15 protein-coding genes are annotated in these 23,510 nt (G+C 63.4%); 9 read left to right on the forward strand and 6 right to left on the reverse strand.

Translation table 11 applies throughout. The annotated features are described in order from the left end of the window. The first annotated feature begins 66 nt into the window (after positions 1-66). Positions 67-1,431, forward strand: coding sequence for a formyl-CoA transferase (gene frc, locus VJ923_RS06450; RefSeq protein ID WP_326439740.1), 1,365 nt, complete (start codon positions 67-69; stop codon positions 1,429-1,431). A gap of 179 nt (positions 1,432-1,610) precedes the next feature. Then, positions 1,611-1,895, forward strand: a complete 285-nt coding sequence (locus VJ923_RS06455) for a helix-turn-helix domain-containing protein (RefSeq protein WP_326439742.1) — start codon at positions 1,611-1,613, stop codon at positions 1,893-1,895. Positions 1,896-1,930: 35 nt separating this feature from the next. On the opposite strand, the gene VJ923_RS06460 is transcribed toward VJ923_RS06455, so the two are convergent. After that, positions 1,931-3,373 carry a helix-turn-helix transcriptional regulator gene (locus VJ923_RS06460; protein ID WP_326439744.1) on the reverse strand — a complete coding sequence of 481 codons (1,443 nt, stop codon included), beginning with the start codon at positions 3,371-3,373 and terminating at the stop codon, positions 1,931-1,933. A gap of 351 nt (positions 3,374-3,724) precedes the next feature. Here VJ923_RS06460 and VJ923_RS06465 point away from each other — a divergent pair, with 351 nt between their 5' ends. Beyond that, positions 3,725-4,267, forward strand: a complete 543-nt coding sequence (locus VJ923_RS06465) for a cytochrome c3 family protein (protein ID WP_326439746.1) — start codon at positions 3,725-3,727, stop codon at positions 4,265-4,267. A 24-nt stretch (positions 4,268-4,291) separates the two neighbouring features. Further along, a complete protein-coding gene (locus tag VJ923_RS06470; RefSeq protein ID WP_326439747.1) occupies positions 4,292-5,869 on the forward strand; it encodes an FAD-dependent oxidoreductase in 1,578 nt (525 codons plus the stop codon). 119 nt (positions 5,870-5,988) lie between these two features. Here VJ923_RS06470 and VJ923_RS06475 read toward each other — a convergent pair whose 3' ends face one another. Next, complete coding sequence (locus VJ923_RS06475; RefSeq protein WP_326439749.1) at positions 5,989-7,098, reverse strand: cation diffusion facilitator family transporter; 1,110 nt, start codon at positions 7,096-7,098, stop codon at positions 5,989-5,991. A 308-nt stretch (positions 7,099-7,406) separates the two neighbouring features. On the opposite strand from VJ923_RS06475, the gene oxc reads away from it, so the two are divergent. From oxc to nifJ, 3 genes are all read left to right on the forward strand, one after another. Next, positions 7,407-9,188 (forward strand): oxalyl-CoA decarboxylase, encoded by a 1,782-nt coding sequence (gene oxc / locus VJ923_RS06480; RefSeq protein WP_326439751.1) that lies wholly within the window; start codon positions 7,407-7,409, stop codon positions 9,186-9,188. Positions 9,189-9,298: 110 nt separating this feature from the next. Further along, positions 9,299-10,363 carry an AEC family transporter gene (locus VJ923_RS06485; RefSeq protein WP_326439753.1) on the forward strand — a complete coding sequence of 355 codons (1,065 nt, stop codon included), beginning with the start codon at positions 9,299-9,301 and terminating at the stop codon, positions 10,361-10,363. A gap of 71 nt (positions 10,364-10,434) precedes the next feature. Continuing rightward, the gene (gene nifJ / locus VJ923_RS06490; RefSeq protein WP_326439755.1) at positions 10,435-14,193 is read left to right on the forward strand and encodes a pyruvate:ferredoxin (flavodoxin) oxidoreductase; all 3,759 of its coding nucleotides are present in this window, start codon (positions 10,435-10,437) and stop codon (positions 14,191-14,193) included. An 84-nt stretch (positions 14,194-14,277) separates the two neighbouring features. Here nifJ and VJ923_RS06495 read toward each other — a convergent pair whose 3' ends face one another. Next, on the reverse strand, positions 14,278-15,003 hold the full coding sequence (locus VJ923_RS06495; protein ID WP_326439757.1) for a hypothetical protein: 726 nt from the start codon (positions 15,001-15,003) through the stop codon (positions 14,278-14,280). A gap of 403 nt (positions 15,004-15,406) precedes the next feature. Here VJ923_RS06495 and VJ923_RS06500 point away from each other — a divergent pair, with 403 nt between their 5' ends. Together VJ923_RS06500 and VJ923_RS06505 are read left to right on the forward strand one after the other, a co-directional pair. After that, positions 15,407-18,697, forward strand: a complete 3,291-nt coding sequence (locus VJ923_RS06500) for a molybdopterin-dependent oxidoreductase (RefSeq protein ID WP_326439759.1) — start codon at positions 15,407-15,409, stop codon at positions 18,695-18,697. A gap of 9 nt (positions 18,698-18,706) precedes the next feature. Beyond that, on the forward strand, positions 18,707-20,125 hold the full coding sequence (locus VJ923_RS06505; RefSeq protein WP_326439761.1) for a 4Fe-4S dicluster domain-containing protein: 1,419 nt from the start codon (positions 18,707-18,709) through the stop codon (positions 20,123-20,125). 117 nt (positions 20,126-20,242) lie between these two features. On the opposite strand, the gene VJ923_RS06510 is transcribed toward VJ923_RS06505, so the two are convergent. The 3 genes from VJ923_RS06510 to ettA all read right to left on the reverse strand — a co-directional run bounded on the left by VJ923_RS06510 (position 20,243) and on the right by ettA (position 23,443). Then, positions 20,243-21,013 carry a zeta toxin family protein gene (locus VJ923_RS06510; RefSeq protein WP_326439763.1) on the reverse strand — a complete coding sequence of 257 codons (771 nt, stop codon included), beginning with the start codon at positions 21,011-21,013 and terminating at the stop codon, positions 20,243-20,245. A gap of 2 nt (positions 21,014-21,015) precedes the next feature. Next, positions 21,016-21,585 carry a helix-turn-helix domain-containing protein gene (locus VJ923_RS06515; protein WP_326439765.1) on the reverse strand — a complete coding sequence of 190 codons (570 nt, stop codon included), beginning with the start codon at positions 21,583-21,585 and terminating at the stop codon, positions 21,016-21,018. Between the two features lie 178 nt (positions 21,586-21,763). Beyond that, on the reverse strand, positions 21,764-23,443 hold the full coding sequence (ettA, locus tag VJ923_RS06520; protein ID WP_326439766.1) for an energy-dependent translational throttle protein EttA: 1,680 nt from the start codon (positions 23,441-23,443) through the stop codon (positions 21,764-21,766). Positions 23,444-23,510: the final 67 nt, after the last annotated feature.

The raw sequence follows: 23,510 nt of genomic DNA on the forward strand, positions 1-23,510 counted from the left end.
GTGATACGGCCCTCCCTAGAATGGCTTTGTAGCACATTCTAATCCTTTGAGAAACGAGGTGTTCCCGTGACTACTGCAAACAATTCCACTGCCCCTCTGGCGGGTATGAAGGTCATCGACTGGACGGAGGTTCAGTCCGGTCCGTCCTGCACGCAGCTGCTTGCCTGGATGGGCGCCGAGGTCATCAAGATTGAGCGTCCCGGCGGCGACCCGACCCGTACCGAGCTGCTCGATATCGCCGATTCCTGGAGCGTCTACTACCTCCAGCTGAACGCGAACAAGAAATCCCTTACCCTGAATGTGAAGACTCCCGAGGGCAAGGAAGTTCTGACGAAGCTTCTGAAGGAGGCCGACGTCTTCGTTGAGAACATCGGCCCCGGCGATGTGGAGAAAATGGGCTTTGGTTGGGAGCAGGTGCACGCCATCAACCCGCGCTGCGTCATGGCGTCGCTCAAGGGCTTCGGTCAGAAGAGCCGTTTTTCCCACGTGAAGGCCTTCGAGCCGGTAGCCCAGTCGGCCGGCGGCGCTGCCTCCACCACCGGCTGGAACGAGGGCTCCTTCAACGTGCCCACCCAGTCGGCCGCCGCCTTGGGCGATTCCAACACCGGCATGCATCTGACCATCGGCATTCTGTCCGCGCTGCTGCAGCGCGAGCACACAGGCGTCGGCTGCTACGTGTACCAGTCCATGCAGAACGCCGTGCTGAACCTGTGTCGCATCAAGCTGCGCGACCAGATTATGCTGGACAACATGGGAGCGCTGCCGCACTATGAGGTATACCCCGACTGGAACTGGGGCCGCGCCATCCCGCGCGCCGAGAACACCGAGGGCGGCCAGGTCATCGGCTGGTGCTACAAGGCCAAGGGCTGGGAGACCGACCCCAACGCCTACGTGTACATCGTGGTGCAGAACTCCGAGAAGGCCTTCAAGGGCCTGTGCGAGGCCATCGGCAAGCCCGAGCTGGCCGACGACCCGAGGTTCACGCCGTGGAACAATCGCCAGCTGCACAAGGACGAGCTATACCCCCTCATCGAGGAGTACACCAAGCAGTACGACAAGTACGAGCTGACCGACAAGCTGGGCGCGGCCGGCATTCCCGTGGGCCCGGTGCTCGACTGGTACGAGATTGAGAACGACCCCGATCTTCTGGCCGACGGCACCATTCCCGAAATCGACCAGGGCGGCGCCCGCGGCAAGTTCAAGACCATCGGGCTTCCCTTCACCATGTCGAACTTCAAGCCGGATTACAAGCGCGCTCCCGACTTGGGCGAGAACAACGCCGAGATTCTGGAGAGCTTGGGCTATACCGCCGACGAGGTGCAGCAGTTCACCCAAAGCGGCGTTCTGCAGGCGCCCGAGCAGCCGTCGAACCCGGCGGTGAAGGTCATCACCTACGAGGAGTATCAGCAGATGAAGAAGGCCTCCAAGTAACGCCGAGCACGCTGAGCAGACGCTGAGTCGCGCGCGGCCCACAAGCGCAATGTGAGTCAATGGGAAGACGCTGGGATTTTTAAAAAAGTCCCAGCGTCTTCTGTATTTTTGCAACCTTTCAGCTTTGGGTTCATATATAAGAAAACGGGGCCTGGCACGGTCACGGTAGTCTAGCCGCCATGGGGAAGAACATACAGAAAACCGTGGGGCGGAGAATCCGCGATGTAAGGACGAAGCAGGGCATTTCCCAGTCGCAGCTCGCCCTTATGACCCACATGACGAAATCCTATATGAGCGAGATTGAGGCAGGGAAGAAGAACCTGACCCTGCGCACCCTCGCTAAGATCGCCGATTGCCTTGGCGTGGGCATCGAGCATCTCATCTGCGATGAACCTTGCGGAGCTATGCAAAACTCCGGGGGGGGGGGGTTCGAAGCGCTGAACCTGGAAAGTGACGGCTGCTAAGGTGGAGCAGGGGCAGCCCGCCGTTTTGGACGGTTTTAGGAAATGGCCGCCATGCGCTCGTTCACGAGGTTGATAAGCTCTTGCTTGGAATGGACGCCCAGCTTGCGGTAGATTGATTTGGCGTACCACTGCACCGTGCCCAGGGCCAGGTATAGCGTCTCTGAAATGTGCTTTTGGCTGTTGCCCCGGGCGATGAGGGCCATGATTTCGGCCTCGCGCTCCGAAAGCTCCGACTCGTTGGACACCAGGGCGCAGGCCTCTTCGAAGCTGGACTGGGACGCTTTTTCAGGTGCAGCATCGTCGGCGTCGCTATCTTCAATCTGGGAAAGAGCGTGCAGCTCAGCGGCGGTCAGGCGGTGGTTGGCGAAGGCGAGCACGCTGACGAGCACCACCATGGACATGAGGATGACCACGGGCACGATATCGACTTCGGTAAGGCCCTGCGTCACGATAACTTGGGGAAATACGAGACGCTGCAGGGCGATGGGCAGCACTTTGAACACGATCATGCCGATGGATACGACCATGATAGGGGAGACGCGGTCGTTCTTCACGAACTGGAACATGATGAGGTAGGCGAGGACCTCGAAGCAGTTAAGCGCGCCATGGGTCATGCCGAGTCCTGCGTAGAAGGCCTGGCCCCGCATGCCGATGAGAATCATGGCGCCCAAAAGGAACAGGCCCGCAGCGGGCACCCAAGTATTGCGATAGCCCTGCTCCAGCGAGGCGCCGCGCCGGGCCGAAAAGATGCAGTAGCCCATGACGCAGGCGATGGAGGCGCAGCGGACGAGCAGCTCGAGGAAGGGGACATCCCGGCCCAGATTGAAGTAGAGTCCCGTAACGATGCGGCCGCCAATGAGCAGCACGGCCAAAAGCGTCAGCATAATGAAGGGCGCATGACGCAGGACGGCGAAATCGTGGCTGTAGGTTGGCGCCGCCCCCGAAGGGACTTTCACGAAAAACCAGCACAGGCCCGAAAGGGCGGCCGATAGGCCGCAAAGCGCCATGCGGCCTTCCTCGGGCAGGAAGTTGCCCATAGTGAGGGCGGCGTAACCGAGAGCCGACCCGAAAAGCAGCAGCGTGGTCTGGCGCGCATCGATGCGGGCGAGCAGCGTCATCCAGCACAGCATGAGGGCCACGTAGCTGAAAGACAGAATGAAGGTCGCCGCAAGAGCTAGCGGCAGGGAATAGTAATCGGTAGCCAGGGCCGCCAGCAACGTGGCATAGCCCGCAAGCCCTGCCAGCACGCAGGCAAGTGCCCCGGCGCGGTGCTCGGCGAAGAACCGCGCCACGGGGACGCGGGCGATAACGGCTACGACGAAGAGCGCCAGGGTGAAGCCCAGAATGGTCTCGTTGCCATGGGAATAGGCGCGCGCCTCGGGGAAGAACCCCGCCATCATCACAGGCGGAAAGAACACCCAGCTGAAGGTGAGTCCGATGACGGCCACGATAAACGTATTTGTCTGAAGCTTGTGCAACGCCTTCCCCTTGCTTGCGCTGTTGAAAACCCTCCTGCGGACTCGCGATTCCGCGCTGACAATTATATCGGCTTCCCGCCTGAGCTTTTTGAAAACTTGCGGAGCATCCAAATTGCAAAACCCGCAATGAGCGGGCAATCCTTCAATTTCACCCTGTTTTATGGGGAGGCGCGGGCAGGGGTGGTGGGCCAATTCCCCATGAAAGGCGAGGTGCTTTCCCACGGCTCCTTTGCCACAATCGAACCGCTTCGTTGAGCTTTTCCGTGAGCGTTCGCGCTTGGCAGCCTCACTCGCTGGGAGCGGACGGCGCGAAGCGGGAAGGCCGAAAGGATGAAAGGAAGGAAGGGAAGCATGAAAGCGAAAAAGGTAACGCTGATGCTCGCGACGTTCGCTCTAGCGGTGGCCCTGGGCGCGGTGGCGGCATGCAGCCCGAGCGGTGCAAGCGACCTCGCTGAGACCGGCGGCAGCGATTGGGACGCCGTGGTGGCGGCCAACCCGGACGACCCCTATGTGGCGAGCTACGAGGCCGAGGACCCGGCGACGCTCATCACCATGCACAAGAAGCTGGGCAACACCTGCGAGAGCTGTCATGACGAGGAGATTGCCTCCATGGTGGGCACCTTCGACGAGCTGGTCGGTCCGTCCGAGGACACCCTCGCCACCCGTGAGTTCTGCCTGAACGACGGGTGCCACAGCTGGGAGAAGATCGTGGACAGCACCATTCTCGACGGCGACAAGACGGTCTACAACCCTGAGGGCCTCTACAACGTGCACGACAACCATCGCGGCGATGTTGACTGCGGCCAGTGCCATTCCATGCACGGCCAGCCGACGCTGAACTGCGTCCAGTGCCACTACATGGACCTGCCCGAGGGCTGGGACGGCTTCGAATAGGCTTGTAGGAAGAAGGGACTTATCATGACTCAAGAACTCTCGCGCCGCAGCTTCCTGCTCGGCTCCACCACCCTGGGCGCCGCCGCGCTGGCTGCCAGCGCCCTGGGCCTTGCCCCTGAAATTGCCCATGCGGACGAGACCGAGGCTTCTGCGACGGTTTCCGAGACGTATGATTGCGACTTTGTGGTGTGCGGTTCGGGCACGGCGGGTTTGTGCGCCGCTAACCGCGCCGCCGAGTTGGGCGCCAAGGTCATCTTGGTGGACGTGAACACCGAAAACGGCGTGGGCGGCAATTCCCGCTACGTGGAAAACATCGGCAACGTGGCCATGGGTACCGACAATGCTCTGGAGAACGTGGGAGCAGCCGACCATTATTACGACGGCCTGGCCAGCTACCACCGCTATGCCTCCAGCACCATCGTCACGCGTCGCTATGCCAATGACGGCGAGAAGGTGCGTGCCTGGACGACCGACTTCCAGGGTATTACCTACAACGCGAAGGGCAAGTACGATCACGGCGAGGATGGCATGTCCGGTGGCCTGTACGCCATCATGAAGATGTACCAGCTCGCCCAGGACCAGGGTGTGCAGTTCCTCTTCGACGCCCGCGCCTACCAGCTTCTCACCAATGATGAGGGCGCGGTAACCGGCGTTCTGTGCAAGACGCGCACCGGCGAGGTGATTCAGGTGAACGCCAGGGCGGTGGATTTGTGTACGGGCGGCTTCGCGGCCAACAAGGAGATGTTCGAGCATTACACGAACGTCCCTTACGAGTGCGTCATTCCCCGCGGCTCCATGGGTACTCAGCGTGGCGATGGCATCACCATGGGCCTGGAGCACGACGCGCTGCTGCACCACCCCGAGGCCGTGAACTACTGCAGCTGGATTCTGCCCGGCCACTACAACAAGGGCGCGCTGACGGTGTGCGGCGTGAACCAAGCCGACGAGGTGTTCCTCAACCAGGATGGCCGCCGCTTCTGCGACGAGAGCGTCATCAAGGACTGGACGCTTTCCGGCAACATCGGCTCCCAGCAGCAGCACGTGTTCGCCATTATCGACCAGGCCTTCGTTGAGAAGATCATGACCGAGGGCGTGACCACGCGCCGTGCCAACTACTACGAGCCCGGCGAGCCGGTGCCCGGGTTCCAGGAGGAGATCGACAAGGCCCTCACGCGCGAGAACCCCCGTGTGTTCAAGGCCGACACCCTCGAGGAGCTCGCCGAGATGCTCGGTATGGATCCGGCGGCGCTCAAAGCCGAGATGGACAAGTACAACGGCTACTGCGACGAGGGTTACGACCACGACTTCCTTAAGGCCAAGGAGAACCTTCGCAAGATGGATACGCCGCCGTTCTACGGCTTCCGTTGCCTGCTGGCCTTCTACGGTACCGTGGGCGGTCTGAAGGTGGACGAGTACGCTCGCGTCATCCGCAAGGATTTCAAGCCCATTCCCGGTCTGTACGCTGGCGGCTCCGATGCCGGTGGCTTGTTCGGTCCCTACTACGACGTGTCCTGCGCGCCCGGCTCCACGCAGCTATGGGCCCGCGTCTCGGGCTACTGGGCTGCCGAGCATGCCGTGCAGGAGTACTTCCCCACGCTCTAGCCTCGCATATTCCTCTTAACGGCGGTTCCCCTCCCCGCCGCCTGTTACGCACAACGTCCCGCCGGGCCTTCCCCAATGCCGGCGGGACGTTTGCTGTTTGTGGGGAATTCGGAAAGGCGCTACCCCTCGTAGTCCACATCCACGATGACGCTGTAGTCGAAGTCGGGGTACTTCTCTTTCATGGCGTCGACGATCTTGTTGCGGATGGTCTCGGCGTCGGCCTTGAAATCGATGACCAGATCGAAGAAGGCCTCCTTGGTCTCCGCGTCCACGTAGAAGCCGTGGGTCTGCAGGATTTTCGGCTCGCCTTTCACCAGGTGCTGCAAATAGGCGCGCATGGGCGCGAACTCGCCGGTCGTGTTGTCGGCGTAGATGCCCACGGTGGCCAGCACGTTGAACTTCTCGCTCAGACCCTTAGAGATTTTGCGCGTGAGCTCGTGAATCTGGCGGGCTGTCATGTTGTCGGGCACTTCGATGTGCACGCTGCCGATAATCTCGTTGGGTCCGAAGTTGTCGAGCAGCAAATCATAGGTGCCGCGCACGTCGGGATAGGAGTTCACGTAGTCCAAGATCTCCTGGCCGAACTGGTCGTCCTCGCGGGCGCCGATGATGGGGCCGAGCGCGTCGGTGAGCACTTCAAGACCCGCCTTCACCACCACGAGCGAGATGATGAGGCCCACGATGCCGTCGATGTTGACGCCCCAGGCGAGCTGGGCGATGGCCACCACCAGGGTGCCCGCCGAGAGCACCGCATCGTAGTTGGAATCGATGCCCGAGGCGATGAGCGCCTTTGAGTTGGTCTTATCGCCGGCGCGCTTGAAGTAGATGCCGATGAGCACCTTCGCAACGATGGCTACTACGATCACGGTGATGGTAAGGGCGGTGTAGTTCGTGACGGCCGGGTGCGCAATTTTGTCGATGGACTCGCGTAGGGAAAGGGCGCCGGCCACCAAGATGATGATGGCGATAATGACAGAGGTGAGGTACTCGATGCGGCCGTAGCCGAAGGGGTGGCGGCGGTTCGGGCGCATGTCGGCGAGCTTGGTGCCCACGATGGTGACGATAGAGGACAGCGCGTCGGTGGCGTTGTTCACCGCGTCTAAGATAATGGCGATGGAGTTCGACATAAAGCCGACGATGAGCTTGAAGACCACAAGCAGCATGTTGCCCGCGATGCCGACGAAGCTCGCTTTGACAATTGCGCGCTCGCGTTTGTTTCGGGAGGCCATCTTCCTCACTCCTCTTATATTTCATGCGCCTCATTGGCTCATGTCGATTATAGTCCTCGCGCGCATTGCGTGGCTGATGAGGCAGATTGCCTTTCCAATGCAGTTCGGTAACCTGGCGCCAACATGGTCTCGCGACGGGCGAAGAGGGCCAGCTGCGACAACTATATTTCAAAGCGAGGCATTTCCCCCCGCTGGGTTTGCATGCGGTCGTTTCGCCGCAAGGGCCGCTTCGGCAGAGCGGTGAGGCGAGCCGCCGCAGGGCGGGAGGTGCCCCGAAGAAGAGCACGACTCGACCACAGGAGGCACCTATGGCTACCACTACCCAAGCAGCTCCCGCCGCACAGACCGACCTCACCGACGGTTTTCATGTTCTGGCGGACGCGCTGCTGAAAAACCACTTCGAGAGGATGTACGGCGTCATCGGCATTCCGGTGACCGATGTGGCCCGCATCGCCCAGGCCAAGGGCATGCGCTACATCGGCCTTCGCCACGAGTCCGACGCCGGCAACGCCGCTGCGGCCGAGGGCTTCATCACCGGCAAGCCGGGCTTGTATCTGACCGTTTCCGCCCCGGGCTTTCTGAACGGCATCGTGCCGTTGAAGGAAGCGACCGAGAACGGCTGGCCCGTCATCATGATGTCCGGCTCGTCTTCCCGCGAGCTCATCGATATGGGCGAGGGCGACTACGAGGGCACAGATCAGCTGAACTACGCCAAGCCCTTCGCCAAGGCCGCCTATCGCGTCGATAAGGTTGAGGACATCCCGCTGGTGGTGGCCCGCGCCATTCGAGCGGCCTGCTCTGGACGTCCCGGCGGCGTGTACATCGATCTGCCCGGCGACACGCTCGGCCAGACGATTGCCAAGGATGCCGCTGAAGCGTTGCTCTATGAGGTGAACGACCCGGCTCCGGCCCAGATTCCGGCCCAGAGCGTCGTCGATCAGGCCATGGAAGTGCTTGCCTCTGCGAAAAAGCCGCTGATCTACCTTGGCAAGGGCGCCGCCTACGCCCAGTGCGATGAGGCAGTGAAGCAGTTCGTCGAATCTACCGGCGCGCCTTATCTGGCCATGTCCATGGCCAAGGGCCTGCTGCCTGACAACCATCCGCAAAACGCCGCGTCTGCCCGCGGCATGACCATGCGCAACGCCGATGTGGTGGTGCTGCTCGGCGCCCGTTTGAACTGGATGCTGAACTTCGGCAAGGGCAGGGCTTGGAACGAGAACGTGAAGTTCATCCAGGTTGACATCGACCCCACCGAGATCGACAACTCCCGCTATATCGCGGCCCCAGTCGTGGGCGATCTGAAGTCGACCATCGGCATGTTCAACGAGTATCTCGCCAAGAAGCCCTATAAGGCCGACCCGGCGTGGCTTGAGTCCATCCAGGCCGATTCCGCCAAGAACAACGCCCGCTTCGGCGGCGCCGAGACGGCGACGACGGTGCCCATGACCCACTACAACGCGCTGGGCGCCATCAAGAAGGTCACCGACGCGAACCCGGACGTGTACATCGCCAACGAGGGCGCCAACGCCTTGGACGACTGCCGCGACATCATCGACATGTACCTGCCCCGCCACCGCCTGGACTGCGGCACCTGGGGCGTCATGGGCGTGGGCCTGCCCTACGCCATCGGCGCGGCCGTGACCACAGGCAAGCCCGTCATCTCCATCCACGGCGACTCGGCCTTCGGCTTCGACGGCATGGAAGTGGAGACCATCTGCCGCTACCAGCTGCCCGTGACCGTGGTGGTGCTGAACAACGGAGGCATCTACCGCGGCGACTTCAAGAACCTGGGCGATGACGGCGATCCGTCGCCGCTGACGCTGTCGGCCTGCGCGCACTACGAGAAGCTCATGGAGGCCTTCGGCGGCACCGGCTACTACGCCACCACCCCGGCCGAGGTGGAGAAGTACGTGGCCGAGGGCGTGGCCTCGGGCAAGCCGACCATGGTCTGCGTGGAACTTTCCATCCACTCCGGCAAGGAGTCGGGGCACATCACGTACTTGAATCCGCAGCCGGTCACCGGTCCGCTCGTGGGCAACGAGCAGGAGGACCTCGCCGAGCATCGCGAGAACGGCAAGCTCGTCGACTAACTATCTCCGTGCCGTCCTGTAGGGGCAACGGGCCAAAGGGCGCCTGAAACCCAGCGCCCTTTGGCTTGCCCCCGGCTCAGGCGGGACGGTGTTTTGAAAGAAGGCAGAAAATGGGCAATATCGGTCACATACTCATCGCAGACATCCTGCCAATCTTCGTGATCATGATTCTCGGCTACTTGGGAGGCAAGCTCCACAAGTTCGACCATGATCAGATGCAGGGTCTGAACAAGGTTGTGCTGGACATCGCCTTGCCGGCCGCGCTGTTCGTCTCCATCACCGGTGCGACCCGCGAGATGCTGTTCAGCGACCTGAACCTGACCATCGTCAGCCTGGTCGTGGTTATCGGCATGTTCATGGTGAGTTTCTTCCTGTGCTGGAAGGTGTTCAAGCACAACATTCAGGAGGCGGGCGTCTGCGCTCTGATCGCCGGCTCGCCGACTATCGGCTTTTTGGGCTACGCCGTACTTGACCCGGTGTTCGGCACCGGCACGCAGACGGGCCTCGTTGTGGCCATCGTCGCCATCATCGTGAACGCCATCACCATTCCCATCGGCTTTTATCTGGTGAACAAGGGTTTGAACGAGTCCGCTGCGGGCAACCAGGGCAAGACCAAGCTCGCCGCCACCGGTGCGACCGCGGCCGTCAAGGGTGCTGCGCCCGCGCCGGCGCCGGCCACGGGCAAGCAGGCCAAGAAGTCGAACCTCGATGCCGTTATCAGCTCGCTGAAGCAGCCTGTTGTGTGGGTGCCGCTTCTGGCGGTGGCCATCGTGCTGGTGGGCATCAAGTTCCCGCCTGAGCTGTATCCCTGTTTCGACCTGATCGCTAAGGCCAACTCCGGCCTGGCCGTCTTCGCCGCGGGCATCGCGCTTTCCACAGTGAAGTTCTCCATCGGCAAGGAGATCGTCTGGAACACCATCTACCGCAACCTCCTGACCCCGGCTGTGGGTCTGGCGCTTGGCCTGGTGGCCGGTCTGCACGGCGAGGTGCTTTCGATGTTCGTGCTGGCCGTGGCTCTGCCGCCGGCGTTCTCGGGCATCATCATTTCCAGCCGCTACGGCATCTACGTGCGCGACGGCGCCTCTACGGTGGCCGTGTCCACCCTGGCCTTTGCCGCTACCATGCCGTTCTGGATCGTCGTCACCCCGATGATCGAGCATTTGCTCGGCGTGTAATCGAGTACTGAAAGCCAGGAATGCGAAGGCGGGCTTTAAGTCCGCCTTCGCTGTAACAAGGAGGGATTTTTATGGCTGCGAAACGCAAGGCGCTGACGGGCATGGAGGCAGCGGCGCAGGCGGCCTATGCGCTGTCAGACGCGGCGATGATCTTTCCCATCACGCCGGCTTCGCATATGGCTGAGACGGTGGAGAAGTGGGCGAGCGAGAATCGCAAGAACTTCTTCGGGCACACGCTCGTGGTGAAGGAGATGCAGTCCGAAAAGGGCGTGGCTGGCGCCTTGCACGGGTGCCTTGCCGGCGGCGCGCTGGCCACCACCATGACGGCCAGCCAGGGCCTCATGCTCATGATTCCGAACCTGTACAAGATTTCCGGCGAGATGCTGCCGGGGGTGTTTCATGTGACCTGCCGGTCGCTGGCGGCTCACGCGCTGTCTATTTTCGGCGACCACCAGGATCTTATGGCCGTGCGCGCCACGGGCGTGGCCATGCTGGGGTCGTGCTCGGTGCAGGAGTGCCAGGACCTCTCTTGGGTGGCGCATCTCGCAGCCATCGAGGGCAGCCTGCCCTTCGTGCACTTCTTCGACGGCTTCCGCACCTCCGACGAGGTGCAGACCATCGAGACGATTGACCCCGAGGCCATGATGCCGCTGGTGAACGGAAAGGCCATAAGCGCGTTTCGCCATCGCGCTATGGATCCGGAGCACCCCACCATTCGCGGCACGGCGCAAAACCCCGACATCTATTTCCAGAACCGCGAGGCGCCCAACGCCGCCTACGACGCGTTGCCGGGCATAGTGCTGGGGTGCATGGACAAGCTTGCGAAGGTGTGCGGACGGCAGTACCACCTGTTTGACTATGTGGGCGCGCCAGATGCCGAGCGCGTGGTGGTGACCATGGCCTCCAGTTGCGAGACCGTGGAGGCGGTGGTGCGCGACCGTGTGGAGGCTGGCGAGAAGGTGGGCTTGGTGAAGGTGCGGCTGTACCGTCCGTTTTCCGCCGAGCACCTGCTGGCGGCGTTGCCCGCCTCGGCGCGCGTGGTGTGCGCGCTCGATCGCACCAAGGAGCCCGGCAGCTTGGGCGAGCCTTTGTTCTTGGACGTGGCGGCAGCAGTGTCCGCGGCCCGTCCGGGGGTGCGGGTGATTGGCGGGCGCTATGGTCTCTCCTCGAAAGAGTTCGACCCGGCCCAGGCGTTGGCCGTGTTTAAGAACATGGCGGCCTCGTCGCCGAAATGCCCGTTCACCGTGGGCATCAACGACGATGTGACCCATCTGTCGCTGGAGGTGGCGCCCTACGAGCCGGCGACGGACCAACGTCTCACCCAGGCGGTGTTCTACGGCTTCGGGTCCGATGGCACGGTGAGCGCCAACAAAGTGGCGGCGCGTATCGTGAGCGATGCCGCGGGCAAGTTCGTGCAGGAGTACTCCTGGTTCGATTCGAAGAAATCCGGCGGCCTCACCATCTCCTATATGCGCTTCGGAGATGCGCCTGTGCACGAGCCGTGGCTCATCACGAAGGCGGACTATGTGGCCTGCCACAAGGATATCTACGTGAAGCGCGGCTACGATTTGCTCGGTCGGTTGCGCGAGGGCGGCACCTTTGTGCTGAATGCGCCTTGGACGAGCGTGCGCGCGCTGGACGAGAACCTGCCCGCGCCGCTGCGCCGGGCCATTGCGTGCAAAAAGGCGGCGTTCTACGTGATAGACGCCTCGGCTTTGGCGGCACGGGAGAGCTTGGGTCCGCGCATCAACATGATTATGCAGACGGTGTTCTTCAAACTGGCCGATGTGATGGACTTCGATGAGGCCGCGCGGCTTTTGAAGGAGAACGTGGCCACGGTGTACGCTGCCAAAGGCGCCGATGTGGTGGCCTGCGACCAGGCGGCCATCGATGGCGCGGCGGCCGCGCTTGTGAAGATCGATTACCCTGCCAGCTGGGAGCGCGCCCGCGCGGCGGGCGAGGGTGCCGAGGACTATGCCGCCGGCAAGGGTGCGGCGCCGGCCCAGCGCTTGGGCTCGGTGCCCGGGGAGGATTCCTTCATCGAAAACGTCTTCCGCCCCATGGACGAGCTGCGCGGCGACGAGCTGCCCGTGTCGGCACTGGATCCGGCGGGCATCGTGCCGCCGGGCTCGGCCGAGTACGAGAAGCGCTGCGTGGCCCTGGAGATTCCCGAGTGGGATGCGACGAAGTGCATCGAGTGCTGCGAGTGCTCGCTCGTGTGCTCCCATGCCGCCATCCGACCCTACGTGGCCACCGATGCGGAGTTGGAAGGCGCGCCTGACGCCTTCGCCGCCAAGCCGGCGCACCTGCCGGAGCTTGCCGGCATGCGCTTCCGCATTCAGGTGTATCCGGAGGATTGCGTCGGCTGCGGCAGCTGCGCGGACAACTGTCCCGCGCCGGGCAAGGCGCTGCACATGCAGCCCATCGCCACCCAACTTGAGACCCAAAAGGCCAACCTCGCCTTCGCCCAAAAGAATATCGCGTTGAAGGACACCCAGGTGCCCACGACGAGCATCGCCGGCACCCAGTTGCAAAAGCCCCTGCTGGAGTTTTCCGGCTGCTGCGGCGGCTGCGGCGAGACGCCCTACGTGAAGCTGCTCACCCAGCTGTTCGGCGACCGCCTCATTATTGCGAACGCCACGGGCTGCTCGTCAATCTGGGGCGCATACATGCCCTCCATTCCCTATACCGTGAACCCGGCCGGACATGGGCCCGCTTGGGGCAACTCGCTGTTCGAGGACAACGGGGAATTCGGCTACGGCATCGCCAAGGCCGTGAAGGTGCGCCGGGCGCACTTGGTCGACCTGGTAAAGCGCGCCGTGGGGGAGCCGGTCGATGATGCTCCCATCGCCAATCCCGTCGGTGCCGACGCCCAGGCCCAGATCGATGGCCGCAGAGCAACGCCCACGGTACCGGACGATTCTGCGGTGGAAAAGGATGCTGGCGCAGGGATGGCCCCTGTCTTCTCGGCAGAGACGACGGCGCTTTTGAATGATTGGCTGACTTCCCGCGACGATGCGGATGCGGCCTACGAGGTGGGGCAGGCTGCTCAGCGGGCGCTCGAGAAGGAGCGCGCGGGCCTTCCCGCCGACAGCGAGGCGCGCCGGCTTGCCGATGAGATGCTCGACTATGGCGAGATGTTCGGGAAGAAGAGCGTGTGGGCCGTGGGCGGTGACGGCTGGGCTTACGATATCGGCTATGGCGGTCTTGACGAGGTGCTCGCCTCGGGCGAGAACATTAACGTGCTCGTGCTGGATACGGAGGGCTATTCCAACACCGGCGGCGAGATGTCGAAGGCCACTGAGCTGGGGAGCGTGTCCGGCTTCACTTTGGACGGCAAGCCCACGCCGCGCAAGGACCTCGGGCGCATGATGATGCAGTACGACTACGTCTATGTGGCCCAGGTGTGCCTCGGTGCCGACATGATGCAGACCATCCGCGCCCTGCGCGAGGCGGAGCGCTACGACGGGCCCTCCATCGTCATTGCGCTGTGCCCCTGCATCAGCTGGGGCATCAAGGGCGGCATGGGAACGAGCTTGCGCGTGGCCCGGGCAGGCGTGCAAGCCGGCTACTGGCCGCTGTTCCGCTTCAACCCGCTTCTGGCCATCCAGGGCAAAAACCCGCTTACGGTGGACTACCGCCAGCCCGACGGCAAGCTGGAGGCGTTCTTGGACGACCAGGACCGCTTCACTTCTTTGGAGCAGCGCGAGCCGGCGGCGGCTCGCGTGCTGCACAGCGAGCTTTCCAAGGATCTTGCCCGCGAGTACACCGAGATGGAGCGTGAGGTGAAGGTCTACGAGCCGACCGCCGAAAGCGTCGCCAAGGCGTAGCGCGAGTGGATATGCCAAAACGCGCAAGGGCCCGCTTCCGAACGAGGGAAGCGGGCCCTTGTTTGCGAGGGGTGAAGCCGAATGCTAGGCGGTCGGCTTGTCGGCGTCGTCAGCCGGCTCGGCGGCGGGCTCTTCGGGCGCCTCGATGACGGTCACGCCCTCCATGACGTGGTCGACGTTGCTGTCGGGCAGGATGATGGCCGGCTCGGCAGCAACGACGGCCTCGGCGGCGATGGGCTGCTGGGGAGCGACGGCGGCGGACTGGACCGGCTGCTGGGGAGTGACCGGGGCGGTCTGGGCGGGCTGCTGGGAAGCCGCCGGCGCAGCGGTCGGGACGGGCGCGTAGCCGTAGGCGGGGGCGCCATAGGGGGCAGCGGCGACGGGGGCGGCGTAGAGCTTGCGGTCCTTGCTGGCGAACACGGCCACGATGATGCAAAGCACGAGCGAGACCCAGCAGCCGCTGAGAAGGCTCACGACGGCGGCGACGATGTTCCAAATCATGACGCCCTTGAGCTTCTCGGGCTTGTTGGCCCCGCGCACGCCGAGAATGCCGGCGATGAGGATGAGCACAGCGCAGATGAGCACGAGGAACACGAGCACGCCCGCCACGCCGAGAATCATGTTCATATCGTCGACGGTGATGTAGTAGCCGTCGTCGGTGTAGAAGTAATCGTAGCCGGAACCGGAGATGGCGGCTCCGCCGGCGCCGAGGCCGGCCCAAACGACGAGCATGGCCAGCACGCCCAGGGCGGCGAGCACGATATTCGCGATGCTCATGCCCTTGATGGCCTTTGCATGGTTGGTGTTCATGGTGACTCTCCTTGAATCGAGGGGTATTGCAACGCTGCTCAGTATAGCGGTGGATTGTTGAGCTTAATAGTCGACTTTGAATTGTGAAGCGTTTGTTGACAACCGTCAGCAGGCTGTTTCGCGGTAGCGACGGGTGCAGGTGCGCACGATTTTGCGCAGCGAGGGCCAAAAGGGGGCTTCTTTTGCATTGCGCTGCGGGGAAATGTCGAGAAATTCCCTCATCAATGGGCAGTTCGTCCCTTAGAACGTGGACAATTTATGGGTATCTGGCGGGCAGCGGTCGCGTGGGGGCGCTGAGGGGCGCGTGGGAGGCGTTCTTGTGTGAAAATGAACGCCTGAGAGATAGGGTGTTACGAGGCTCGCGGAATGCGGACGCGGGCCCGCGCGAAGGAGATAAACGTCCATGGAGTTGACGCGGAGAGGCTTTCTGGCTCGCGCCGGCGCGGCTGCCGCCGGGGGAACGGTGCTGGGGCTGGGGCCCACTTGGGCCTGGGCCGACGAGGAAGCGCCCGAAGATGCGGCGGAGGCTACCCCCTCCGAAGAGGCTGCTGCGCCGGTAGGCCCCGTGGCGGTGTGCGAGGAATGTCCCGGCGGCTGCACGATGGTGCTCGAGGTGGACGATGAGCGCCTCGCGGCCGTTAAGGGCGATGCGGCCAACCCGCTGTCCGAGGGACGTCTGTGCCTGCGGGCCCAGGTGCTGCCCGAAGTGCGCGAGGGCGCGGCCGGCCCATCCGGCGAGACGGCGGGCATCCCGGTCCGTCTGCAGACGCCGCGCGTGCGCCGTGCCGGGTCGGATGCGTGGGAGGATATCTCCTGGGATCGCGCCCTGGACGAGATCGCCAATCTGGTGAAGGACACCCGCGATGCCACGTTCGAGGAGCGCATCGAGGCGGCCGAGAGCGCCGATGAGACCGAGGACGCGCGTGCGAACTCCTTCGACGATTGGGATTGGAGCGATGCGGGGCAAGAGCGCCGTCCGAGCGGCGTGCCGGTCATGCGCACCCAGGCCATCGGCAGCTTCGGCGGCGGACGTCTTCTTGTGGAGGAGCAGTATCTGCTCATGAAGGCCCTGCGTTCTTGGGGCGTTGTCAACCTCGATTCCGAGGCGGCTTTTGGGCGGCGGGCCTTTGCGGCCGGCGCGGAGGCGACGCTCGGCATTGCCGAGCCCGACGGGCTGTGGTCCGATATCGCCAACGCCGGCGCGGTGCTTACGCTGGGTGCCGACATCGCCCAAAGCCAGCCTGTTGCCCTGCGCTGGGTGGAGCGCGCCCGAGATGCCGGCGCCGTGTGGATCGTGGTCGATCCGGTGCGCTCTGCTACTGCCGAGATGGCCGACATCCATGTGCCCCTGCGCCCCGGCACCGACATCGCCTTTCTGGGTGGTATGGCCAAGTACGTCATGGACAATGCGCTGTGGCAGCCGGAGTACGTGCTGAACTTCACCAACGCCTCTTATCTAATGGATCCCGCTTTCGGCTTCGACGACGGCGCCGGCGCCTTCTTCGGCTGGGACCCCATGACGGGCGCCTACGACAAGGCGAGCTGGGCCTATCAGACCGACGGGTTCGACACGTGGAACATGCGCTACGACGGCGAGTACGCCTGGGTGCGCGGCGAGGGCGTCCCGGTGTGGGCGATTCCCTCCCAGCCGCGCTGCCAGCGCAACATCACCCTGCAAGATCCCGCGTGCGCCTGGGTGCGCGTGCAGGAGTTCCTCGCCCGCTACGATATGGACACCGTGGCTGCGGTGTGCGGCGTGGAGCGAGCACTGCTCGAGCGGGCCTATGGCGCCTTTGCCGCTACGGGCGTTCCGGAGGGCGCGGGCAAGATGCTCGTCGGGCCGGGACTGGTGCAGCACGGCACGGGGGCCCAGGCGTCGCGCGCGGCGTCTTTGGTGCAGCTTCTGCTGGGAAACGTGGGCGTGCCCGGCGGCGGGCTTTCCTATATGGGCGGCGCCGCCAACGAGATTGCCGCTGATGCCGTGGGTCTGGCCCCCGGCTCCTTTGACGGCGGCCTTCCCTGGCCTACCGAAGACGAGACGACGCTGAAGGCGTGGCTCGAGGCCCACACGGCTTCGGCGGGTTTCGGCTCGCGCCGGCCCAAGGAGCTCGTCTCGGCCCTGCGCGAATGGTGGGGAGAGCGGGCCGCTTCCGACAACGATTACGGCTACGACTGGCTGCCCAAGGCGCCGGCGGGCGGTGCCTCCTTCAGCGAGGCGCTGCGCGCAGGAGCCTTGCAGGGGTGCTTTTTGTGGGGCGCCGATTTGGTCGGCCAGAGCGGTCAGGGGGCGACGGCTGAGGATATGGGCCGGCTTTCCTGGCTCGTGGTGGCCGACGGCTCGCCGAACCTTGCAGCCTCGTTCTGGGAGCGCGTGGAAGACCCTTCCCAGCAGCAGACGACGGTGTTCCAGCTGCCCTGCGCCCTCGGGTTCGAGAAGACGGGCATCCGCGCGAGCGGCGGCCGGGTGCTGCAGCACGCCACGGCGGCTTTGGCGCCGGCGGGGGAGTGCCGCACCGACGCGGCCATCATCGGCGAGCTATGGGAGCGGGTGTTCAACCTTTACGACACGAAGGGCGGTACGGCGGTCGATCCCATTCTGAACGCGAAATGGGATTACACGACCGCCGACGGCATCGATTTGGTGAAGGTGGCCTGGGCGCTGAACGGCTATGTGGTTGAGGACAGCAACTGGGGCGCCGGCGAGATGGTGTTTTTGGAAAACGCCGCCAGCTTGCGCGCCGACGGCACAACGGCCTGCGCCGTGGCCCCGTTCGCGGGCCTGTGGTGCAATGGGAGTGCGGCGGGGGATGCGGCCGAGCAGCCGGTGGGCCGCCGCGACGGCGCCGACGAGAGCGGCTTGGGGTTGTATGGCGGCTGGGGCTTCGCGTGGCCGGGCAACGTGCGCGTGCGCGGCAATCGCGCGAGTGCGAACTTGGCGGGACAACCCTGGGTGCGCGAGCGCAACCTGCTTTCCTGGGAAGGGGAGAGCTGGACGTGCGTCGACGCCCCGGATTTCCCCACGCTGCGCGACGGACGCTGGCTCGAGCCGGACAACCTCGCCTTCCCCGGCGTGTGGGAGCAGGTGGGCCTTTTGGTGTCGGACCGGTTGGACGACGGCCCGCTGCCCGAGCACTACGAGCCCCTGGAGTCGCCGCTGAACAACCGCCTGAACGGCGCCTACGCCTCGCCGGTGCTGCTCGCGGCCGCCTCGAGGGCCTCTCAGGGCACCGCCGGCGACGGCGCGCTGGACGACGCGCTTGCCGATGCCCTGGCTCCGGATTACTCTGCGGCGCAGGTCGATCGCGCGACCTATCCCATCTCGGCCATCATCAACGGCGCTGATGCGCGCGATGGCGCCCGGCGGGTCGAGAGCGCGACGCGCGCAGCTTTGGATCCCGGCTGCTTTATCGAGGTGTCGGCGAACCTCGCCCGTATTCGCGGTTTGGAAACGGGCGATGTGGCGCGCGTGTTCAACGAGCGCGGGTCGATGGAGGCGCCCGTGCTCGTCACGGACCGCATCTGGCCCTTCCAGTGCGAGGACAACGAGGGGCACTACCTTTGTCTGAACGGCGTGGAATGCCGCGGCGATGAGACGCCCTCGCGTTTTTGGAGCGCCTTGGTTCCCGCAGTGGAAAGCCCGGTGGGCGCTGCTCGCGAGGTCAAGGGCTTTTTGGTCGATATCGAGAAGGCCTAAGGGGGCATCATGGCTGAAAAGGCACTCTATTTTGACGGCAGCCGGTGCTCTGCATGCCAGGCTTGCGTGGCTGCTTGCGGGCGGCATTTCGGCATTACGGACGATGCGGGCGTCCGCGACGAGACTGCGCGTGCTTTCGGAAGGGCGCTGACGCTTGATGAGGAGGCCCCTCTGGCGGTGGCGCGCACCGAGCGCGTGCTGGCCGACGGAAGCGTCGTTTGGGAGCCATCGCGTTTGGGGTGCGTTCATTGCGCTCAAGCTCCCTGCGCGGAAGTGTGCCCTACGGGCGCGTTGGCCGTCAGCAACGCAATGGGCTTTGTCGCTTTGGACGGCAGCCGCTGCGTGAGCTGCCATATGTGCGCCATGGTCTGCCCTGCCGATGCCCCGCGCCACTATGGCGAGCGGGGCGAAGTGCGTCTTTGCGATGGGTGCGCGGCCGAGGTGGCCGAAGGCGGCGTGCCGGCCTGCGCGGCGGCCTGCCCCTTGGATGCCCTCGTGTTCGACGACCGCGAGGCAGCGGTGGCCCGTGCCAACGAGCGTGCGGCGGCCTTGCGCGAGCGCGGCTGGGGCGATGCCTCGGTGCTCGGCGTGAGCGAGCAGGGCGGACACCATGTGGTGCAGGTCATGAAGTACGGTGTGGCCGGCAGCGCTCACGAGACGCTGGCGAACACCGGCGAAGTGGAATGGCTCGATGCGGCGAAGATGGCCGGACCCGTGTCTTTGGGCATCCTCGGTCTCGCCGCAGCGGGCGCGGTGGTCGGCTATTCTGTCGAGTCCCGTAAGCAGCAGGCCGCCGAGGCCGAGGCGGCCGCCGCTTCGGCGGGCACGTTCAGTCCGTTACTGATTGAAGAGGACTTCGAGGGCGAGGGCGAGGAGGCATCTCGCGACGTGGTCGGCGAGTCGGCCCTGCAGGCGGCTTTGCGCAAGCGCAACGCCCTGCGTTCCAAGAAGGGCGCTACCCCGGCTGCAGCCGCTGCGGCAGCGATCGCCGCCGTGCCGGTGGAAGAGTACCATTGGTATACCGCTGAAGCGTCCAAGCCGCTTGAAGACTATCTTGCGCTCGATACCGAGCCGCGCCTGGTGAGCTGCGGCCGCGAGCGCTTCGGCATGAAGGAGTACGCAGCTGCCGACGATGCGCAGGCCGCCGCTTCCGGCGACGTGGGCGACACCGGCGAGATTCCCGTCGTAGACGAGCTGAGCGACACCGGCGAGCTTTACGACGTGGAAGAGTTCAACCGTCTTCTAGCCGAAGACGCCGCCCTCGCCGAAGAAGCCGAGTTGCTGCTCGAAGATGCAGAAGAGAACGGGGCAGAAGAGGGCATCGCTTCTGCCGAAGAGGCCGCTCTAACGGAGGACGTCGTCTCTGTCGAAGAGGCCCCAGCCGAAACCACCGAAGAGGCGGAAGGGTCTGACGCAACCGAGGCATAGCGAATTCGGTATGTTGAATATGCCACAATGCAAAACTGCAAGGGACGGAACCGAACCGCGCCCCGCAGGGTCTAGGCCGCTCCTCCTGGTCACGGTTGGGGGCGGGCTTTTTCGCGCCTACGCCTTTTGTCGCAATAGTTCGAGCTTGGCTTTTAGTTTGTTGTAGTGACGCAGTTCTTCGGGGGTCCAAGAGCCGAAGAGGATGTCCTTTAGGGCGTCGCTCGCGGTGCCCCGATAGGTTTCGCTTGGGAAAAGCTTGGTCTGGCTGCGATCGTAGAGGGAAATGCCCTCGAACAGCCCGCTTTCTTCGAGGATGCTCAGGTTCGAAACAATTTGGTCGATGATCTTGTTGTGATAGGCGGGGTCGGTAGCGCGGGGTGTTGTGCCGGCGAGGCGCATTTCCTCATAGCGTATCTGGCAGCTTACAAGTGAGATCTCAGGCTTCACTGTCATGAGCGCCAGCGATACCTCGTAGCCCCGCTCTTGAAGCAGTCTCGCCGTCTTCGTCGGCGCTTCAGCCGTACGCAACGTTCCCTCGATGATGAGGTTGTAGCCAATACGGGAAAGCGAGTCGATAAGAGCTTCGGTCATACGACCCGCCCAAGGTGCCGTGTAGTTGACGGCCTCGTCGCCGTAGGCATGCTGTAGTTCGGCGAAGCGGGGATGGAATTTGCGGTAATCATCGCCAATGACGCTGATGATATTACCTGCGAGATTGCTTCGAATGATCTTATGGAGGGTGGTTTTGCCGGCACCGCTTTGGACACCAAGCAGGAAAGCCTGCGGCGGTGAGGCAAGGGTTGGCCTATAGGCATTGAGGAGGTTCCAGCGAAGCTCTTCAAGCTTTTCCTGGAATTCCTTTTCAGAAAACTGTTCCAGGTCTTTCATTGCTAGGCCGCCTTTGCGAGCTGAGTTTCAATGAGGCGCTGAAAACCCTTAAGCTGCCCCCGTATTTCTCCCAAACTGGCCTTATCGGTTGTTGCATTGGAAAGAATTTCGGGAACAAGGCGAGCGATTTGCTGCTCGATGTCGTCGTAGATCATCGCAGGTGCATCGTCGCCCTTGAGGCGCGCGTCGGCGCGAGCTTTGGAGATTTGAGCCATGATGTCCCAGGCAGTTTCGTTCAGCACTTCCTGCTGCAAGGTGAGCTCGTAGATTTCGGTCATGCCCATGATGTCCCCTTCCTCGTCGAACGTGACTTCTGCGTAAATGATCTTCTCGACTGATGCGCGTTGTTTGGAGGTGAGCACGTCGCCATCGCGCCTAAGGCAATCGGCCATAAATTCGGGAATAGTCGCGGCACGGATGAGGTTCGCGTTGGCCTTGGAGGGCGTTACCCCTTGCTCGTAGCGAGCGATGCTGGCCTCGCCAATGCCAAGGATACGCGCAAAGGCCTGCTGCGAAAGCCCATAGCGCTTGCGAATGCTCTTAATAGTCTGCGGTGTGATTTCGTCAATCATGGCTGTTCCTTCAAACGATGAATATGACGTATTTAACATATCATCTTTTGAGGAATAGCGGAAGAGAAATTTAATAGAAAGATAGATAAATTGCTTGTAATAAATCAGTCAAAAGATAGAGAAAGGCGACTCCGAAGAGTCGCCTTTCTGAAAAAGCCAGGATGCTAAAGTCCGCCCTCTAATCGCGGGTGAGTTTGCGGTGGAGGCGGTGGGGCTTGGCGGCCTCCTTGCCCAGGCGTGCCTCGCGATCGGCCTGATAGCTCTCGAAGTTGCCCTCGAAGAAGTGCCAGCGGCCGGGGTTCTCGTCGTCGCCTTCCCAGGCCAGGATATGGGTGGCGATGCGGTCGAGGAACATGCGGTCGTGGCTGACCACCACCGAGCAGCCGGGGAAGTCGAGCAGGGCAGCTTCTAGGCTGGAGAGCGTTTCCACATCGAGGTCGTTGGTGGGCTCGTCCAAAAGCAGCAGGTTGCCGCCCTCTTTCAGCGTGAGGGCCAGGTTCAGGCGGTTGCGCTCGCCGCCCGAAAGCACGCCGGCCGGCTTCTGCTGGTCAGCACCTTTGAATCCGAAGGCGGCCACGTAGGCGCGGGAGGGCACCTCGGTTTCGCCGACCATCATGTAGTCGGTGCCGCCGGACACCACTTCCCACAGCTTCTTGTCCGGGTCGATGCCGGCGCGGTTCTGGTCCACGTAGGCGATCTTCACTGTCTCGCCCACTTCCAGCTCGCCGCCATCGAGGGACTCCAGGCCCACGATCGTCTTGAACAGCGTGGTCTTGCCCACACCGTTGGGGCCGATGACGCCCACGATGCCGCCCTGGGGCAGCTCGAAGGACAAGTCGTCGATGAGCACGCGGCCGTCGAACTCCTTGTGCAGGTTCTTCGCCACGAGAACCTTCGAGCCCAAGCGCGGGCCGGCGGGAATCTGAATTTCCGCGAAGTCGAGCTTCTTGGCCTTACCGGCTTCGGCCACCATGGCGTCGTAGTTGGCCAGACGGGCCTTCGACTTGGCCTGGCGCGCCTTCGGCGAGCTGCGCACCCACTCCAGCTCGCGCTCCATGCGCTTGGCGAGCTTCGCCTGGGCCTGGCCCTGCTGGGCCATACGGGCAGCCTTGGTCTCCAGATAGGTGGAGTAGTTGCCTTTGTAGGGGAACAGCTGGCCGCGGTCCACCTCGCAGATCCACTCGGCGGCGTGGTCGAGGAAGTAGCGGTCGTGGGTGACGGCGAGCACAGCACCGGGATAATTCTTCAGGTGCTGCTCGAGCCACAGCACCGACTCGGCGTCAAGGTGGTTGGTGGGCTCGTCCAAAAGCAGCAGGTCGGGCTGTTCCAGCAGAAGACGGCAGAGCGCCACGCGACGACGCTCGCCACCGGAAAGGATGTTCACGGGAGCATCCGGATCAGGGCATTGCAGCGCGTCCATGGCCTGGGAGAGCTGGGAATCCAGATCCCATCCGTTAGCGGCATCGATTTCATCCTGCAGCTTGCCCATCTCGTCCATGAGCGCGTCGAAGTCGGCGTCGGGCTCGGCCATTTCCTCGCCGATCTTATTGAAGCGCTCCACCTTGGCGAGCACGTCGGAAAACGCCATCTGAATGTTCTCGAGAACGGTTTTGTCCTCGTCCAGCGGCGGCTCCTGCAAAAGGATGCCCACAGAATAGCCCGGCGTCAGGCGCGCCTCGCCGTTAGAGACCTCTTCCAGCCCGGCCATCACCTTCAAAAGCGTGGACTTGCCCATGCCGTTGGGGCCCACGACGCCGATCTTCGCGCCGGGGTAGAACGACAGGCTGACATCGTCGAGAATGACCTTGTCGCCCACAGCCTTGCGAGCCTTGTACATTTGGTAGATGAACTCCGCCATGATGCTCCTGTTCTTTGCGTCCGCCGCAGCCGTACTGCAGCGAGGGCGTTCAATGCTTGGGCGGTAT

It is taken from the genome of Adlercreutzia shanghongiae (assembly GCF_035830635.1).
Taxonomy (GTDB): domain Bacteria; phylum Actinomycetota; class Coriobacteriia; order Coriobacteriales; family Eggerthellaceae; genus Adlercreutzia; species Adlercreutzia shanghongiae.

Coding starts and splice junctions, on each gene's coding strand:
- VJ923_RS06455 (WP_326439742.1), top strand. CDS start 1,611: ATGGGGAAGAACATACAGAAAACCGTGGGGCGGAGAATCCGCGATGTA.
- VJ923_RS06465 (WP_326439746.1), top strand. CDS start 3,725: ATGAAAGCGAAAAAGGTAACGCTGATGCTCGCGACGTTCGCTCTAGCG.
- VJ923_RS06470 (WP_326439747.1), top strand. CDS start 4,292: ATGACTCAAGAACTCTCGCGCCGCAGCTTCCTGCTCGGCTCCACCACC.
- VJ923_RS06475 (WP_326439749.1), bottom strand. CDS start 7,098: ATGGCCTCCCGAAACAAACGCGAGCGCGCAATTGTCAAAGCGAGCTTC.
- oxc (WP_326439751.1), top strand. CDS start 7,407: ATGGCTACCACTACCCAAGCAGCTCCCGCCGCACAGACCGACCTCACC.
- VJ923_RS06485 (WP_326439753.1), top strand. CDS start 9,299: ATGGGCAATATCGGTCACATACTCATCGCAGACATCCTGCCAATCTTC.
- nifJ (WP_326439755.1), top strand. CDS start 10,435: ATGGCTGCGAAACGCAAGGCGCTGACGGGCATGGAGGCAGCGGCGCAG.
- VJ923_RS06495 (WP_326439757.1), bottom strand. CDS start 15,003: ATGAACACCAACCATGCAAAGGCCATCAAGGGCATGAGCATCGCGAAT.
- VJ923_RS06500 (WP_326439759.1), top strand. CDS start 15,407: ATGGAGTTGACGCGGAGAGGCTTTCTGGCTCGCGCCGGCGCGGCTGCC.
- VJ923_RS06505 (WP_326439761.1), top strand. CDS start 18,707: ATGGCTGAAAAGGCACTCTATTTTGACGGCAGCCGGTGCTCTGCATGC.
- VJ923_RS06510 (WP_326439763.1), bottom strand. CDS start 21,013: ATGAAAGACCTGGAACAGTTTTCTGAAAAGGAATTCCAGGAAAAGCTT.
- VJ923_RS06515 (WP_326439765.1), bottom strand. CDS start 21,585: ATGATTGACGAAATCACACCGCAGACTATTAAGAGCATTCGCAAGCGC.
- ettA (WP_326439766.1), bottom strand. CDS start 23,443: ATGGCGGAGTTCATCTACCAAATGTACAAGGCTCGCAAGGCTGTGGGC.